At 66.0% G+C, this 13,914-nt stretch carries 14 protein-coding genes; 8 read left to right on the top strand and 6 right to left on the bottom strand.

Going from position 1 to position 13,914, the window contains the following annotated elements; all coding sequences use genetic code 11:
* Nucleotides 1-6: 6 nt before the first annotated feature.
* The 4 genes from C5O79_RS21890 to C5O79_RS21875 all read left to right on the top strand — a co-directional run bounded on the left by C5O79_RS21890 (nucleotide 7) and on the right by C5O79_RS21875 (nucleotide 2,914).
* Nucleotides 7-381: a hypothetical protein gene (locus C5O79_RS21890; RefSeq protein WP_046549537.1), complete on the top strand. Its 375-nt coding sequence runs from the start codon at nucleotides 7-9 to the stop codon at nucleotides 379-381.
* 72 nt (nucleotides 382-453) lie between these two features.
* On the top strand, nucleotides 454-1,167 hold the full coding sequence (locus tag C5O79_RS21885; RefSeq protein ID WP_039354144.1) for an SDR family oxidoreductase: 714 nt from the start codon (nucleotides 454-456) through the stop codon (nucleotides 1,165-1,167).
* Between the two features lie 157 nt (nucleotides 1,168-1,324).
* Nucleotides 1,325-1,786, top strand: a complete 462-nt coding sequence (locus C5O79_RS21880; protein ID WP_047851877.1) for a MarR family transcriptional regulator — start codon at nucleotides 1,325-1,327, stop codon at nucleotides 1,784-1,786.
* Between the two features lie 315 nt (nucleotides 1,787-2,101).
* Nucleotides 2,102-2,914 (top strand): hypothetical protein, encoded by an 813-nt coding sequence (locus C5O79_RS21875; RefSeq protein ID WP_131931751.1) that lies wholly within the window; start codon nucleotides 2,102-2,104, stop codon nucleotides 2,912-2,914.
* Between the two features lie 351 nt (nucleotides 2,915-3,265).
* Here C5O79_RS21875 and glmS read toward each other — a convergent pair whose 3' ends face one another.
* Nucleotides 3,266-5,095, bottom strand: a complete 1,830-nt coding sequence (glmS, locus tag C5O79_RS21870; RefSeq protein ID WP_131931749.1) for a glutamine--fructose-6-phosphate transaminase (isomerizing) — start codon at nucleotides 5,093-5,095, stop codon at nucleotides 3,266-3,268.
* Between the two features lie 156 nt (nucleotides 5,096-5,251).
* Here glmS and C5O79_RS21865 point away from each other — a divergent pair, with 156 nt between their 5' ends.
* The gene (locus C5O79_RS21865) at nucleotides 5,252-5,743 is read left to right on the top strand and encodes an Lrp/AsnC family transcriptional regulator (RefSeq protein ID WP_021160045.1); all 492 of its coding nucleotides are present in this window, start codon (nucleotides 5,252-5,254) and stop codon (nucleotides 5,741-5,743) included.
* A gap of 107 nt (nucleotides 5,744-5,850) precedes the next feature.
* On the opposite strand, the gene panB is transcribed toward C5O79_RS21865, so the two are convergent.
* Entirely contained in the window at nucleotides 5,851-6,708 is an 858-nt protein-coding gene (gene panB / locus C5O79_RS21860) for a 3-methyl-2-oxobutanoate hydroxymethyltransferase (RefSeq protein WP_131931721.1), read from the bottom strand.
* Between the two features lie 77 nt (nucleotides 6,709-6,785).
* Between panB and C5O79_RS21855 the strand changes: the two genes are divergently transcribed.
* Nucleotides 6,786-7,604, top strand: coding sequence for a helix-turn-helix transcriptional regulator (locus C5O79_RS21855; RefSeq protein WP_046549179.1), 819 nt, complete (start codon nucleotides 6,786-6,788; stop codon nucleotides 7,602-7,604).
* 19 nt (nucleotides 7,605-7,623) lie between these two features.
* Here the strand turns inward: C5O79_RS21855 and C5O79_RS21850 are convergent, their stop codons facing one another.
* Together C5O79_RS21850 and C5O79_RS21845 are read right to left on the bottom strand one after the other, a co-directional pair.
* Nucleotides 7,624-8,157, bottom strand: a complete 534-nt coding sequence (locus tag C5O79_RS21850; RefSeq protein ID WP_122474813.1) for a methylated-DNA--[protein]-cysteine S-methyltransferase — start codon at nucleotides 8,155-8,157, stop codon at nucleotides 7,624-7,626.
* The gene (locus tag C5O79_RS21845; protein WP_131931719.1) at nucleotides 8,154-9,638 is read right to left on the bottom strand and encodes a DNA-3-methyladenine glycosylase 2 family protein; all 1,485 of its coding nucleotides are present in this window, start codon (nucleotides 9,636-9,638) and stop codon (nucleotides 8,154-8,156) included. The genes C5O79_RS21850 and C5O79_RS21845 overlap by 4 nt, the downstream gene beginning before the upstream one ends.
* Before the next feature lie 321 nt (nucleotides 9,639-9,959).
* Between C5O79_RS21845 and C5O79_RS21840 the strand changes: the two genes are divergently transcribed.
* Nucleotides 9,960-11,252, top strand: coding sequence for an MFS transporter (locus tag C5O79_RS21840; RefSeq protein ID WP_046549538.1), 1,293 nt, complete (start codon nucleotides 9,960-9,962; stop codon nucleotides 11,250-11,252).
* Between the two features lie 86 nt (nucleotides 11,253-11,338).
* Here the strand turns inward: C5O79_RS21840 and C5O79_RS21835 are convergent, their stop codons facing one another.
* Entirely contained in the window at nucleotides 11,339-12,442 is a 1,104-nt protein-coding gene (locus C5O79_RS21835) for a LacI family DNA-binding transcriptional regulator (protein WP_124471819.1), read from the bottom strand.
* Nucleotides 12,443-12,519: 77 nt separating this feature from the next.
* Here C5O79_RS21835 and C5O79_RS21830 point away from each other — a divergent pair, with 77 nt between their 5' ends.
* The gene (locus C5O79_RS21830) at nucleotides 12,520-13,356 is read left to right on the top strand and encodes an NAD(P)-dependent oxidoreductase (protein ID WP_131931717.1); all 837 of its coding nucleotides are present in this window, start codon (nucleotides 12,520-12,522) and stop codon (nucleotides 13,354-13,356) included.
* A gap of 19 nt (nucleotides 13,357-13,375) precedes the next feature.
* On the opposite strand, the gene C5O79_RS21825 is transcribed toward C5O79_RS21830, so the two are convergent.
* Nucleotides 13,376-13,696, bottom strand: coding sequence for a DUF1330 domain-containing protein (locus tag C5O79_RS21825; RefSeq protein WP_131931715.1), 321 nt, complete (start codon nucleotides 13,694-13,696; stop codon nucleotides 13,376-13,378).
* Nucleotides 13,697-13,914: the final 218 nt, after the last annotated feature.

The raw sequence follows: 13,914 nt of genomic DNA, 5'->3' as shown, positions 1-13,914 counted from the left end.
TTGAACATGTCACTCACTCAAGACGAGCGTCACCCGTTTCTCGACGATCTGACGGCTGACGCGGAACTGATCAGCTCGGTGTTGCGTGGTCCCGTCACCGGACGCGACGACATCCGGCTCGCCGTCGACGCCGTCGGAACCTTCTACGCGTCCCAGACGCCCACGTTTCTTCAAACCGTCGGCTCGCGGCTTTTTCTGGAATACGAGGCTGTCCTGACGAGCGGCGAGAAGTTGAGCGCGGTCGTTGTCGTCGATCGCAACGCCGACGGATCGGTGCCGCGCGTCAGCGTGCGGATGAGCCCGCTTGGCGCCGTACTGACGCTCGCCACCCATCTGCGGGGGGCGCTCTCGAAGCAGTTGCCGGAAAACGTCTTTCTTTGAACCGAGCACGCGCAGGCCGGCGGCGGGAGTCGACTCGCACCAGGCAAGCGGCTTTTGAAACAGGAGCATGTGATGGATATCAAGAACGCCACCGTCTTCATCACCGGTGCCAATCGCGGCCTGGGTCTGGCTTTTGCGCGAGAGGCACGTCGTCGCGGGGCGGCGAAAGTCTATGCGGGCATGCGCAATACGAGCGGTTTCGACGAGCCGGGCGTTGTGCCGGTCAGGATCGATGTCACGGATCCGGCGTCGATCGCCGAGGCCGCGAAACTGGCGGCCGATACGACGCTGCTGGTCAACAACGCGGGGATTGCCGCGCTGATCGACGGGCCTCTGGCGGCCGACATGGAAGCGCAATCCGCCCGCATGTTCGATACGAACTACTACGGCGTGGTGCGCGTCACACAGGCCTTCGAGCCGATCCTGGCGGCCCGGCCGCATGCCGCCATCATCAACGTGCTGTCCGACATCGTGTGGCTTCCGCGACCCTATCTGGCGCCGTATGCTGCGTCGAAGGCCGCCGCGTGGAGTTACACGAACCAGCTTCGCCTGTCTCTGCACGAGCGTGGCATCCAGGTTCTCGGCCTGCACGTCGGGTTCGTGGATACCGACCTGACCCACGGCATCGACGTGCCCAAAGCCAGCCCGGAGGACGTCGTGCGACAGACCTACGACGCGCTCGCCCTCGGCAAGAGCGAGGTGATGGCCGACAAGGGGACCGCATTGCTGAAGAGTACGCTTGCGGCCGAGATACCCGGCTACATCACGCCGCCGGCAGGGCTTTGAACGCCGCAGATGATACGGGGCGGGCACGGCAGCGAGACATGCGGTGCGCGGATCGCCGTACGCCACCGCTGCCGGCTTTCATCGAAAGATACCGCTGCACCTTCGCGTGACGTACGCTTGGCGTTTGCGCGATCAACCGAAACCAGGAGTAGAACAGATGTTGCCGGTCAACCAGCCGCTTGGAATCGATCAATGCAACTGCTTCGCCGTACGGAAAGCGAGCAGGCAGATCTCCAGGCTCTACGATAGCCATCTCGAGCCCGCGGGCCTGCGCATCACGCAATTTCTTACGCTGGCTGCCCTGAGCGAGGTGGGAAGTACCCCGGTCAACGCCCTTGCCGAACGGCTCGATATCGAACGAACGGCGATGGGGAAAATGGTTGGCTTCCTGGAACGCGACGGCTTCGTCACGATCAAGCCGTCGCCCACGGACGGCCGAAGCCGCCTGATCGAGCTCACCGAGGAAGGGCGGCGCCTGCACGAAAGGGCGGCCCCGCTCTGGCAGGAGGCGCAACGGGAGTTCGAGCAACTGAACGGGGCAGGCAACGTGACGGCGTTGCGGGAGGGGCTTAGAGGCGTGGTCGTCGGCGACGTGTCGCTTGGGTCGTCAGAGGGCTGAGCCTGCAGCCCGTGCGCGCTGGATGGCACGGCGCCGACGGAATACAGGCGGCAGGATCGGCAGGTGTGAGGTTGCGGTTTCGCGACGGGCAGGTGAATGTCACTGCCCCGCCCGTCGCGCCGCTGCTCGCTTGTCGTGGATTGTTGTAGTCTGGGCAATACGATAGTGTGGTGCACCGGCCTGCCGCCGAACTGACAATGAACCTATGATGTGTCGCGCAGGCGATCGGTGAACCCGGACGGTTGGACCGTTACCGATCGTTCGATCCTGCCGATCTCATCGTCAACCGATCCGCCAGAAAATCAGGAGTGTGTCGTGCTTCACCGGAGATCCATGCTGGGCTGTCGGAGTGTCGCGTGCGTTGTTGCCGTGGCGATCATGCTGGCCCCGGTCGCGACGCGTGCGGCGGCCGACAATGTCAACGAAACGGCGAGCGTCGCGCCTGCCGTTTCGGCCAACACGTCGCCCACGCGGCCGATCGTCGGCGACGATCCGGTTGCGATTCGGGAAGCACTGGAGAAGTTGCACGTCAAAGGCGCGTCCCCGTCCCTGAGCGAGCGCGTCCGCAACCTGATCCCCGGTGTGGCCGACAAGCATGGCCAGGACGCCGAGCTGGCCGCGGTCAACCTGGATCGTGAGGTCACTTTCCTGGTGCCGGTGTCGTACGGGTTGCGATATCAGTCGCAGAAGCATCTGTTGAAGGTGAACGTCGACCTGGTCGACCCCGACGGCGAAGGCCGGACAGGCATCCTGCTCAGGAAGGTCATCACCGGGCCGCGAGGGCGAGGGCTCGTGATCGCACCCGAGGCGAAGGCAAAAGGCTATATCCAGCAGATCGACATCATCGAGCTCGATCCCGGAAAAGGCAGGAAGTCCACCGTGCGCGGCAGTGTGAGGCTGTCACCCGCTGCGTACGCGCAAGCGCAGGGCGGGTTCGCGTTCGCGCTTTCCGGGCGCCTGATCCGGCCGTACCTGACCGAACACGTCGAGCACGCCGAGCCGAACAACGACGAGCCGACTGATATCACGACGAGGACATCGAGGTTGCACCTGGATGTCGAATCCATTTCGCTCGTGAGCCGGGCGAGTGGTGTGGTGTTGTTGAAGAAGCTGAGTTTCTCGAAGTAGCGGGTTTCTTGTGCGGGTCTTTGGGCGGGAAAGGGGTGCCGGCCATTGACTGGCTCGCCGGCGGCGAGCTGGTCGATCTCGCGGAACTGGCTCATGCCCGCTCGGGGATCTCGATCGGGCTCGTTTGACGTGTGGTATCCGCAAGCTGGCGGGGAAGATTCGGGCGGAGCATCGTCGCGGGTGACGCCGAGGCACACGGCGGCGGCGCTACGTCAGGCCGGATCGTGCTGCTGCGGAAACAGGGCGACGTCAACCTGACCGTTGCTCGGCTGCGATGCGGGCAAGTCATTTCGGAACACTTCTCGTGCTGTGCGCCGTCAAGCCCAAACCGATTCATCGATTCGGAGCCCCTCACTCCACCGTCACCGACTTCGCCAGATTCCTTGGCTTATCGATATCCGTCCCCCGCGCCAGCGCAGCGTAATACGCGAGCAGTTGCATCGGCACCGTATGCAGAATCGGCGAAAGCGGCCCGTAGTACTCGTTGAGTCGAATGACCTCGATCCCTTCACTCGGCACCAACCCACAGTCCACATCCGCAAACACGAACAGCCGCCCATTCCGCGCACTGACCTCATGCATGTTCGACCGGAGCTTTTCAAGCAGCATGTCATTGGGCGCAACCGCAATCACCGGCATTTCGTTGCTCACCAGCGCCAGCGGCCCATGCTTCAGCTCTCCGGCAGGATAAGCCTCCGCGTGAATATACGAAATCTCCTTCATCTTCAGCGCGCCTTCCAGCGCGATCGGATAATGCATCCCGCGTCCGAGAAACAGCATGTTGTCGCGTCGTGCGAGCAGTTCCGACCAAGCCATGATCTGCGGCTCGAGCGCGAGCACTTTCGACATCGCATCGGGCAGATGCCGCAGCGCACGCAGATGCTCCTTCTCCTCGCCGTCGCTTAACCGCCCGCGCACCTGCGCCAGCGACAACGTCAGCAGAAACAACGCCACGAGCTGCGTCGTAAAAGCCTTCGTCGAAGCCACCCCGATCTCGATCCCCGCACGCGTCACGAATTGCAGCGCACATTCCCGCATCAACGCGCTCGTCGCGACATTGCAGATCGCGAGCGTATGCATCATTCCAACGCTCTTCGCGACATGCACCGCACCAAGCACATCCGCCGTCTCGCCGCTCTGCGACACCGCGACAACCAACGTCCGCGGATTCGGCACGCTATCGCGATACCGAAACTCGCTGGCGATTTCCACGCTGGCCGGCAGCTTCGCGATGCTCTCGATCCAGTACTTCGCGGTGAGCGCCGCGTGATAGCTGCCGCCGCAGGCGAGCAACAACACCGAATCGACGTCGTTGAAAACCCGCCACGCACCATCGCCAAACAACTCAGGCATGATCGAAGACACATCGAGCAACGTATCGGCCACCGCCTGCGGCTGCTCGAAGATTTCCTTCTGCATGTAGTAGCGATACGATCCGAGATCGGCTGCCCCGCTATGCGCGGCGACCCGTTGCACGACGCGCTCGACACGCTGGCCGGCCGCATCGACGATCCAGTAGCGATGCAGCTGGATATCGGCAACATCACCGTTCTCGAGGTAAGCGATGCGGTCGGTAATGCCCGACAGCGCAATCGCATCCGACGCCAGAAAATTCTCGCCTTCACCGACGCCGACCACGAGCGGCATGCCATCACGCGCACCGACGATCCGGTGCGGCTCGTCACGGCACATCACCGCGATCGCATAGCTGCCACGCAGTCGCGCGACCGCGCGCCGGACCGCATCGAACAGGTCGCCGTCGTAAAGATGATCGATCAGGTGCGCGATCGCCTCGCTGTCGGTCTGGCTCGCGAACACGTAGCCATGCGCCTGCAATTCCGCGCGCAGTTGATCGCAGTTCTCGATGATCCCGTTATGCGACAGCGCGATGCGCGAATTGGCGTCGCTCGGCGAGAAGTGCGGATGCGCGTTGAGCGTGACGGGCGCGCCGTGCGTGGCCCAGCGCGTGTGCGCGATGCCGGTGTAGCCCGACAGCGCCTGTTCGGCGATCTCGCACTGCAGGTTGGCCGCGCGGTCGACGCTGCGGGCGCGCGCCAGCGCCCGGTCGCGATAGACCACGACGCCGCACGAATCGTAGCCGCGGTATTCGAGCCGCTTCAGGCCGTCGACCAGGTTCGGCAGGATGTCCCGCTGGGCGACCGCCCCGACAATTCCACACATATCGCGCTCCGTAAATGTCCTGTCTGGATCAGTGAGAGCGATGGTAGGGGGAGTCAAATGGAATTAAATTTCAAAATTCAATCGCAAATGAAATGAACGGCAGATCGTCTATCATGTTGAAATTAAATTTCACGCCCTGACCCGAAGGAGCCGCCGATGGCCGGCATCACCCTCGACGATCTCGACCTGCGCATCCTGGCGATCCTGCAGGACGACGCGTCGGTGTCGAACCTGCAACTGGCCGAGCGCGCGCTGTCGTCGCCGCCCACCTGCATGCGCCGCGTGCGCCGGCTGACGGAGGCCGGCGTGATCCGCAGGCAGGTTGCGGTGCTCGACCCGGTGGCGATCGGCACGGCCGTCACCGCGCTGATCGAGATCAGCCTCGACCGGCAGACAGCCGAAGACTACGACGCATTCGAAGCGTACGTGTGCGCGGAGCCGGCCGTCACGCAGTGCTATCGGGTGTCGCCCGGGCCGGATTTCGTCGTGGTGGCCGATCTGGCCGACGTCGCCGAATACGACGAATTCGCGCGGAGGCTGTTCACCGGCGCATCGAACGTCCGCAACGTGCGGACGTTCTTCTCGACGCATCGCGCGAAGTTCGAAGCGAACGCGCGGGTCACGCATGCGATGCGCAAGCGCGCGTGAGGTGATCGCACCATCATTCGCCATGCGTTCGCGCATGCCTGCGCGACGTCACCACGTCACCACGTCACCACGTCATCACGTCATCACGTCATCACGTCATCACGTCATCACGCAGCAGCGTCAGCCGCGTCCACGAGTTGCAGCGGCTTGCCATACCCGAAGCAATGCGCGGGCTCCGGAAACACCCGCTGCCGCACGTCATGCGCGTACTGACGAATCGCATCGCGCATCACCGCATTTGCATCGGCATAGCGCTTCACGAAGCGCGGCGTGTACGCGTCGAATGCGCCGATCATGTCCTCGGTCACGAGCACCTGCCCGTCGCACGCGGGCGATGCGCCGATGCCGATCGTCGGGATCGTCAGCGTTTCGGTGATATGGCGCGCGAGCGCTTCGGCAGTGCCTTCGACGACGACGCTGAACGCACCGGCCTGTTCAGCCGAACACGCGGCATCGAACACCTGCGCGGCGGAACGCGGGTCCATCCCCTGCGCGCGGAAGCCGCCTGTCGCGTTGGCTTGCTGCGGCATGAGCCCGATGTGCGCCATCACCGGGATACCGCGCTCGGTGAGGAAGCGGATCGTGTCGCCCATCTCGCTGCCGCCTTCGAGCTTCACGCCCTGCGCGCCGGTTTCGGCGAGCAGGCGCGCGGCGGAGCGATACGCTTGCGCGGGCGATTCCTGGTACGTGGAAAACGGCAGGTCGACGACGACGCACGCCTGCGCGGCGCCGCGCACGACGGCCGCGCCGTGTGCAATCATCATGTCGAGCGTGACGCGCAGCGTATCGGGCATCCCGTACAGCACCATGCCGACTGAGTCGCCGACGATGATCACGTCGGCCACCTCGTCGACGAGCTTCGCCATCGGCGCGGAATACGCGGTCAGCGACACGAGGCTGCCGATGCCCTTGGTCGAACGGATCGCGGTGACGGTCTTGCGGGTGGTGCGGGTATGAGCGCTCATGAACGGAAGCCGTGTGAAAGAAGAGCCGCCACGGTAGCATCGCGCTCGTTCGTGCAATGACCTTCGGAGGACGTCTTATGTTGCTGGCGGGACAATCGGGTGACCCTTACGCGGTGCCGCCGATGGCGCGCCTGCCGAGGCCGCTGTACGTGCGTGCGTTCGGGATTCCCGGCAACGTGAGCATCGACGCGCACAGTCATCCGTGGGCGCAGCTGATGTATGCGACGAGCGGGGTGCTCGAGGTGTCCACGCCGTCGGGCCGGCACCTGTTGCCGCCGCACTATGCGATGTGGATTCCGCCGCACGTGCCGCATGCGGTGTCGACGCGCGATTGCGTCGCATTCCACAGCCTGTATCTCGATGCCGCGATCGCGCGCGACGACGTGCACGACGATTGCGCGATCCTCTGCATGACGCCGCTGCTGCGCGAGCTGGTGCTCGCCACGGCGGAGTTGCCGGTGAACTACGACGAGACGGGGCCGGACGGTGCGCTCGTCTGCCTGATCGCCGACCGGATCGCACGGATGCGGCAGGCGCCGCTGACGGTGCCGCTGCCGCGCGATCCGCGTCTGCTGAAAATCGCGCGTGCGTTGCATGCGTACCCCGGCGATACGCGCAATCTCGACGAATGGGGCCATCAGGTCGGCGCGACGCGACGCACGCTGTCGCGGCTGTTCCGGCAGGATACGGGGTTGTCGTTTACCGAATGGCGGCAGGCGGTGCGGCTGCTGGCGTCGCTGCCGCTGCTCGATGCCGGCGAGCCGATCGGCGCGGTGGCCGCGCAACTCGGCTACGACTCGACGTCGTCGTTCATCGCGTTGTTCCAGGCGAAATTCCAGGTGACGCCCGGCGCGTATGCGAAGCGTGAAGCGCGCCGGCCCGTGCTGAACGCGTAGCGCGGCCGCACACCGCCACTCAGAACGCGAGCGCCTGCTGCACCGGATGGTGGGCGCCGCGCTCGAACCCCGCGCCTTCGAGCGACAGCAGCGCGCGCTTGCGATCGATGCCACCCGCGTAGCCAGTCAGGCTGCCCGATGCGCCGACCACGCGATGGCACGGCACCATGATCGACACCGGGTTGCGGCCGACCGCACCGCCCACGGCGCGCGCGCCGCTCATCGGCAGCCCGACGCGCTCGGTGATGTCGCCGTACGTCACGAGTTCGCCGAACGGAATCGCGAGCAACTCCTTCCATACCCGTCGTTGAAACGCGGTGCCGCGCAAGTGAATCGGCACCGAGAACGTCTCGCGCATGCCGGTGAAGTACTCGGCGACTTCTTCCGCGACCTTGCGCGCGAGCGGCGACGTCGTGAGCGCATCCGCATCGGTCACGATCGCAACCGGCGGGAAGTATTTCTGGCCGACGAAGTAGAGGCCCGTCAGCGCATCGTCCTCGATGCGCACGGCGATGTCGCCCAGCGGGCTCGGAATCAGGTGAGCGGGAGTCATCGCAACACATCTCCATGGAGGCGCCACACGTGCAATGCGGCATACGCGCGCCACGGCGCCCAGCGCGCCGCATGCGGCGCGGATGATGGCACACGGGCGCGTTCGGTGCGCGCGGGAAGCCACGCATCGTCGGCCGGGAACGCATTCGGCCAGGCCATCGCGCGCATCGCGACGTACTGCACCGCATGCTCGTCGAAGCCGGGCAGCGCGCGCAATGCGTCAAGCGTCGTGTCGAGCGGCGCCATCGGTTCGAGTGAGAGCGTGCCGTCGTCGACTGCGCGGGCGAGCGACACGATCGCCCGTGCGGTGTCGCGTGCGATGCCGATCGTTTCAAGCGCCGAAGGCGGCAGGGCGGCCAGCGTCGCGGCGGAGGGCAGCGCGTGCGTGAGGCCCGGCGGCGCGCCTTCGATCGCTGTGCCGAAACGTTCGGCGATGCGTGCGAGCACCGGCGTGCCCGCATGCGTGGCCGCGAGCCGTTCGCCTGCAATCGCACGGATTGCGATCTCGACACCGTCGAACGCGCCGGGGACACGCAGGCCCGGCGAGCCGCTCGCGAGTTCGCCGAGATGCGCGTCGATCACGTCGGGGCGGCTGTCGAGATCGAACAGCCGGCGCACGCGCGCGAGCACGGCCGGTACGACCGGCGTCAACGACGGCGACACGGTGACGGCCAGCGCGAAGCGCTGCGGCACGTGCGCGACGGACAGCCAGCCGGCCACGCGCCCGTTGTCGGCTTGGGTGCGCCCGTCCCGGTTCGGTAATTCAACGACGCGCGCATAGCCCTGCGCATCGATCCGCTCGACACCGTCGATCTGCCGCTGCGAAAGAAAGCGCATCAGGTCGTCCCACGCGAACGGCGGACGATACGGCAGCGGAAACGTCATGTCGCCATCGGCCGATGCGCGGGCTCCTTTGCGCAGCCGCAGCGGATTGAGCCCGTAACGCTGCAGGAACAGGTCGTTGAAGCGCCGCACGCTGCCGAATCCGGCCGTGGACGCGACGACCGCCACCGGCAGCGCGCTATCGGTCAGCAGCCGCTTGGCCATCAGCAGCCGGTGCGTCTGCGCGAACTCGACCGGCGACACGCCGAACTGCGCGCCGAAGATCCGGCGCAGATGGCGTTCGGTCACGCCGACGCGCTGCGCGAGCGCATCGACGGAATGGGTGTTCAGGAAGCCGTCCTCGATCAGTGTGGCGGCTGCGTCGGCGAGCGTGCCCGACAGGTCGAGCAGCCCGTGGCCGGGCGCGAGCTCGGGGCGGCAGCGCATGCAGGGTCGAAAGCCGGCTTTCTCGGCGGCCGCGGCGCTCGGGTAGTAGCTGCAGTTCTGCGCTTTCGGCGGCTTCACCGGGCAGACGGGGCGGCAATACACACCGGTCGTCGCCACACCGACGAAGAACCAGCCGTCGAAGCGGCGGTTCCGCGAAAGCAGGGCGTCGTAGCAGGTGTCGGGATCGAGGCGCATGAGACGACTGTAAACCATCCCGCCCGCCGATTCTGGCTGGAATCGGACATGTGTCTCGGCAGCCATCCTCGCGCGCGCCGGTTGGGAAAATCCGGGAAAAACGGTTAATGCCATGTAGTGAAACAGTCGTCTCTTTTGCCGTGACCATTTTGAGATGACTCATCGAAATCCCCGACTGACAGGGCGCCGGCGCACGCCCTATCCTTTGAAAAACGTTTTCCAGATTGATCGGCGGAATCGGCCGTGCGCGACAGGCGCGCCGCCGTCCGCCCCGGCGCCGGTCGCCGGTCAACGAACATCGTGCGGCGCGACGGGCGCGGCCGCGCATCGGAGACATTCATGCAATCTGCCGTCGTCGGCGCCGTGCGCGCGGCCGCCAGCCGCTACCGCTGGACTGTCTGTGCGCTGCTGTTTTTCGCGACCGTCATCAACTACATGGATCGGCAGATCCTCGGCCTGCTCGCGCCGATGCTCCAGCACGACATCGGCTGGAGCCAGGTGCAGTACGGCCGCATCGTGATGGCGTTTTCCGCGTTCTATGCGCTGGGCCTGCTCGGCTTCGGGCGCATCGTCGACCGGCTCGGCACGCGCATCTCGTATGCGCTGGCGATGCTGGTGTGGAGCATCGCCGCGATGCTGCACGCGGCAGTGGGTTCGGTGATGGGCTTCGCGTTCGTGCGCGCGCTGCTCGGGATCGGCGAGGGCGGCAACTTCCCGGCCGCGATCAAGACGACGGCCGAATGGTTCCCGCGCCGCGAACGCGCGCTCGCCACCGGCATCTTCAACTCGGGCGCGAACATCGGGGCGGTGTTCGCGCCGGCGATCATCCCGGCGATTGCGGTGGCCTACGGCTGGCGCGCGGCGTTCGTGATCGTCGGCGCGATCGGCCTCGTGTGGCTCGCGGTGTGGCTCGTGCTCTATCGCCAGGCCGATACGCGCGCACTCGCCGCGGAGTACGACGAGCCGCGCGACGAAGCCGAAGCGCTCGACGCGGCGAACGCGAACGCCGGCGCGCCGCGCTGGGGCGAACTGATCCGCAAGCGCGAGACGTGGGCGTTCCTGATCGGCAAGTTCCTGACCGACCCGGTGTGGTGGTTCTACCTGTTCTGGCTGCCGAAGTGGCTCAACGAATCGCGCGGGATGGACATGCAGCACATCGGCCTGCCGCTCGTCTGCATCTATGCGCTGACGACGGTCGGCAGCATCGGCGGCGGCTGGCTGTCGTCGATGCTGCTGCGCGCGGGCTGGAGCGTGAACGGCGCGCGCAAGACGGCGATGCTGATCTGCGCATGTTGCGTGCTGCCGATCGCGTTCGTGTCGCAGGTGCAGAGCCTGTGGGCCGCGGTGCTGATCGTCGGCCTCGCCGCCGCCGCGCACCAGGGCTGGTCGGCGAACCTGTTCACGACGGCGTCCGACCTGTTCCCGCGCCGCGCGGTCGCATCGGTGGTCGGCATCGGCGGTATGGCCGGCTCGATCGGCGGCGTGCTGTTCTCGGAAGTGATCGGCCAGGTGCTGCAGCGCACGGGGCACTACTGGGTGCTGTTCGCGATCGGTGCGTCGGCTTACCTGATCGCGTTGGGCGTGATGCACATGCTCACGCCGAAGATGAAGCCTGCGCAGCTCGACGCGTAACCGCGTAACCGTGTAATCGCACGTCCGCAAACGAACGCGCCGCCCTTGGGCGGCGCGTTTTCGTTTGAAGGCTTGAAGCGGGGAACTCAGCCGACCGCGGCCGTCGATGCGCGCATGATCAGCCGCGGCTCGAACGTCGAATAGCTCGCATCGGTGCGTCCGGCGAGCGCGTCGATCAGCTTCTGCATCGCGAGTTCGCCCATGTTCTCGCTCTGGATGTCGACGGTGGTCAGCGCGGGCGCCGCGTATTCGCCGTACGGCACGTTGTCGATGCCCGCGACCGACACATCCTGCGGCAGCCGGAAACCGAGCGATGCGGCTTCCTTCATGAAGCCGAGCGCGATCAGGTCGTTGTAGCAGATCACGGCCTGCGGGCGCTGCGGCCCGAGCATCACGCGCGAACACGCACGCTCGCCGGCCTCGGCGGTCGGCGCATGCGCGTCGTGCACGTCGAGCGTGAGCCCGGCTTCCGCGAGACAGTCGCGCGCGCCCTGGATCCGCTCGTCGTTCACGCGTGCGGTGCCGAAGCCGAGATACGCGATGCGCGTATGGCCGAGATTGAGCAGGTGGCGCGCGAGCATGTAGGTCGACAGCCGGTTGTCGATGCCGACGCTCGGAATCGGCAGGCCGGGGCTGCGCCGCAGCAGCACGAGCGGCTTGTTGAGATCGAGCATCCAGCCGGCTTCCTCATCGGGCATCCGCGTGCTGACGATCAGCCCGTCGACGCGCTGCGCGAGCGCCTCGATCAGCGAGCGTTCGCGCGCCTGGTTCTCTTCGGTATCGACGAGCAGCAGCGTGTAGTCGTGCTGCAGCGCGACGCGGTTCGCGCCTTTCACCACGTTCGTGAAGTGCGGGTTGCTGATGTCGAGGATCACGAGGCCGATCGTGCGCGTGCGGCCGGTGATCATCGAGCGCGCGAGCGGGTTCGAACGGTAGCCGAGCCGGTCGATCGCCTCCTTGAGCCGTGCCTCGACGGTCGGCGAGAAGCGCTGCGTGCCGTTCACGTACTTCGATACCGTCGCGACCGACACGCCGGCTTCCGCCGCCACGTCGCGGATCGTCGGGGAAACTTTTTTCATTCGAAGGGTAACGTTTTCGTTCGATAACGCCGGATTGTGGCAGAAAAAGGGCACGCGCGGCCGCGCGCCGATATCGGGAAAGTGCGGATGGCTGCGAACAGGTTCGACCATTGACGTTCAGCGGTGCGCCAACGTATAGTTGGAAAACGTTTTCCGATTCAGTCAGATTTCAGATCCCAGGAGATTCGATGAACGCCTCATCCACCGGCGCGCGCAAACCGTTCGGGCGCCTGCTGCTGACGGGCGCGGCCGGCAACCTCGGCCGCCAGTTGCGCGGCGCGCTCGCCGACTGGGCCGACGTCGTGCGCGTCAGCGACATCGCGACGCTCGGCGACGTGGCCGCGCATGAAGAAACCCGCGTCGTCGACCTGGCCGACCGAGCCGCGGTGATGCAGCTCGTCGACGGCGTGGACGCGATCGTCCACCTCGGCGGCATTTCGGTCGATGCGCCGTTCGACGATCTCGTCGGCGCGAACATCACCGGCACGTACAACCTGTACGAAGCCGCGCGCAAGCACGGCGTGAAGCGCATCGTGTTCGCGAGTTCGAACCATGCGATCGGCTTCCATCCGGTCACGGAAGTGCTCGACGCCGATGCGCCGCTGCGCCCCGACAGCCTGTACGGCGTGACGAAGTGCTTCGGCGAATCACTGTCGCGCTACTACTTCGACCGCTTCGGGATCGAAACCGTGTGCCTGCGGATCGGCTCGTCGTTCGAAGTGCCAAAGAATCCGCGCATGCTCGTGACGTTCCTCAGCTATCGCGACTTCATCGAGCTGGTGCGCTGCTCGCTGCTGACCAACCGCGTCGGGCACGCGATCGTCTATGGCGCATCGGACAACCCGGTGAAGTGGTGGGACAACACGAAGGCCGGCTTCCTCGGCTTCCGACCGCGCGACAGCTCCGAGCAGTTCGCCGGGCTGTTCCCGGTGACGGCGCCGACCGCAGACCACGACGATCCCGCGCAGCGGTTCCAGGGCGGCGGGTTCGTCGTCGGCGAGCCGATGGAGCGCAAGGCGTCGTAAGCGTCGCCGGCGTCGCGGCTCAGCGCAGGATGTCGGTCGCCTTGTGCCGCGCGTCGACGCCGTCGATCAGGATCAGCGGGCCGCTCGCGTGCCGCGCGCGCAGCGGCTGGATCTGCCGGTACGCATCCGATTCGTACCACGCGCGCGCCGCGTCCAGATCCGGAAACGCGATCGCGATCAGGTCGCCGCGCCACACGCCTTCACGTACCTCCGGCCGCGCGCCGTGAATCACGAAATGACCGTCGTACGGCGCGAGCGTGCCGTCGATGCGTTCGAGGTATTCGACGATGTCGTTGCACATCTCGACGTCGTGCAGGTGGGCGATGGCGTAGGCGGTCATGGCAGGCTCCTTGGCGTGATGCGGTTCGTGTGTCGATGGAGCCATGATCGCGGCGCGGGTGATGCGCGTCGATTACCTGTGACGTAAGCAAATCTGGGCGGCTGCGGAAGGGCGCCAGCGCCAGTGCGTGCCGGCGGGCGCACCGATCGTGCAGCACGGCAGCGCCCTGTGTATCGCTTGCCCGCACGCATCGTCAGCCAGTGCAGCCGTGCAACCGT

This window comes from Burkholderia sp. SRS-25 (assembly GCF_004343765.1).
GTDB classification, from domain to species: domain Bacteria; phylum Pseudomonadota; class Gammaproteobacteria; order Burkholderiales; family Burkholderiaceae; genus Burkholderia; species Burkholderia contaminans.
This window is presented reverse-complemented; position numbering and strand designations above follow the sequence as displayed.

What these genes read in the sequence shown, in the direction of transcription:
- C5O79_RS21845 (WP_131931719.1), bottom strand. Translation starts at nt 9,638, where the DNA reads ATGGTTTACAGTCGTCTCATGCGCCTCGATCCCGACACCTGCTACGAC.
- C5O79_RS21890 (WP_046549537.1), top strand. Translation starts at nt 7, where the DNA reads ATGTCACTCACTCAAGACGAGCGTCACCCGTTTCTCGACGATCTGACG.
- C5O79_RS21835 (WP_124471819.1), bottom strand. Translation starts at nt 12,442, where the DNA reads ATGGTCGAACCTGTTCGCAGCCATCCGCACTTTCCCGATATCGGCGCG.
- C5O79_RS21885 (WP_039354144.1), top strand. Translation starts at nt 454, where the DNA reads ATGGATATCAAGAACGCCACCGTCTTCATCACCGGTGCCAATCGCGGC.
- C5O79_RS21880 (WP_047851877.1), top strand. Translation starts at nt 1,325, where the DNA reads ATGTTGCCGGTCAACCAGCCGCTTGGAATCGATCAATGCAACTGCTTC.
- C5O79_RS21830 (WP_131931717.1), top strand. Translation starts at nt 12,520, where the DNA reads ATGAACGCCTCATCCACCGGCGCGCGCAAACCGTTCGGGCGCCTGCTG.
- C5O79_RS21825 (WP_131931715.1), bottom strand. Translation starts at nt 13,696, where the DNA reads ATGACCGCCTACGCCATCGCCCACCTGCACGACGTCGAGATGTGCAAC.
- C5O79_RS21840 (WP_046549538.1), top strand. Translation starts at nt 9,960, where the DNA reads ATGCAATCTGCCGTCGTCGGCGCCGTGCGCGCGGCCGCCAGCCGCTAC.
- C5O79_RS21850 (WP_122474813.1), bottom strand. Translation starts at nt 8,157, where the DNA reads ATGACTCCCGCTCACCTGATTCCGAGCCCGCTGGGCGACATCGCCGTG.
- C5O79_RS21855 (WP_046549179.1), top strand. Translation starts at nt 6,786, where the DNA reads ATGTTGCTGGCGGGACAATCGGGTGACCCTTACGCGGTGCCGCCGATG.
- panB (WP_131931721.1), bottom strand. Translation starts at nt 6,708, where the DNA reads ATGAGCGCTCATACCCGCACCACCCGCAAGACCGTCACCGCGATCCGT.
- C5O79_RS21865 (WP_021160045.1), top strand. Translation starts at nt 5,252, where the DNA reads ATGGCCGGCATCACCCTCGACGATCTCGACCTGCGCATCCTGGCGATC.
- glmS (WP_131931749.1), bottom strand. Translation starts at nt 5,095, where the DNA reads ATGTGTGGAATTGTCGGGGCGGTCGCCCAGCGGGACATCCTGCCGAAC.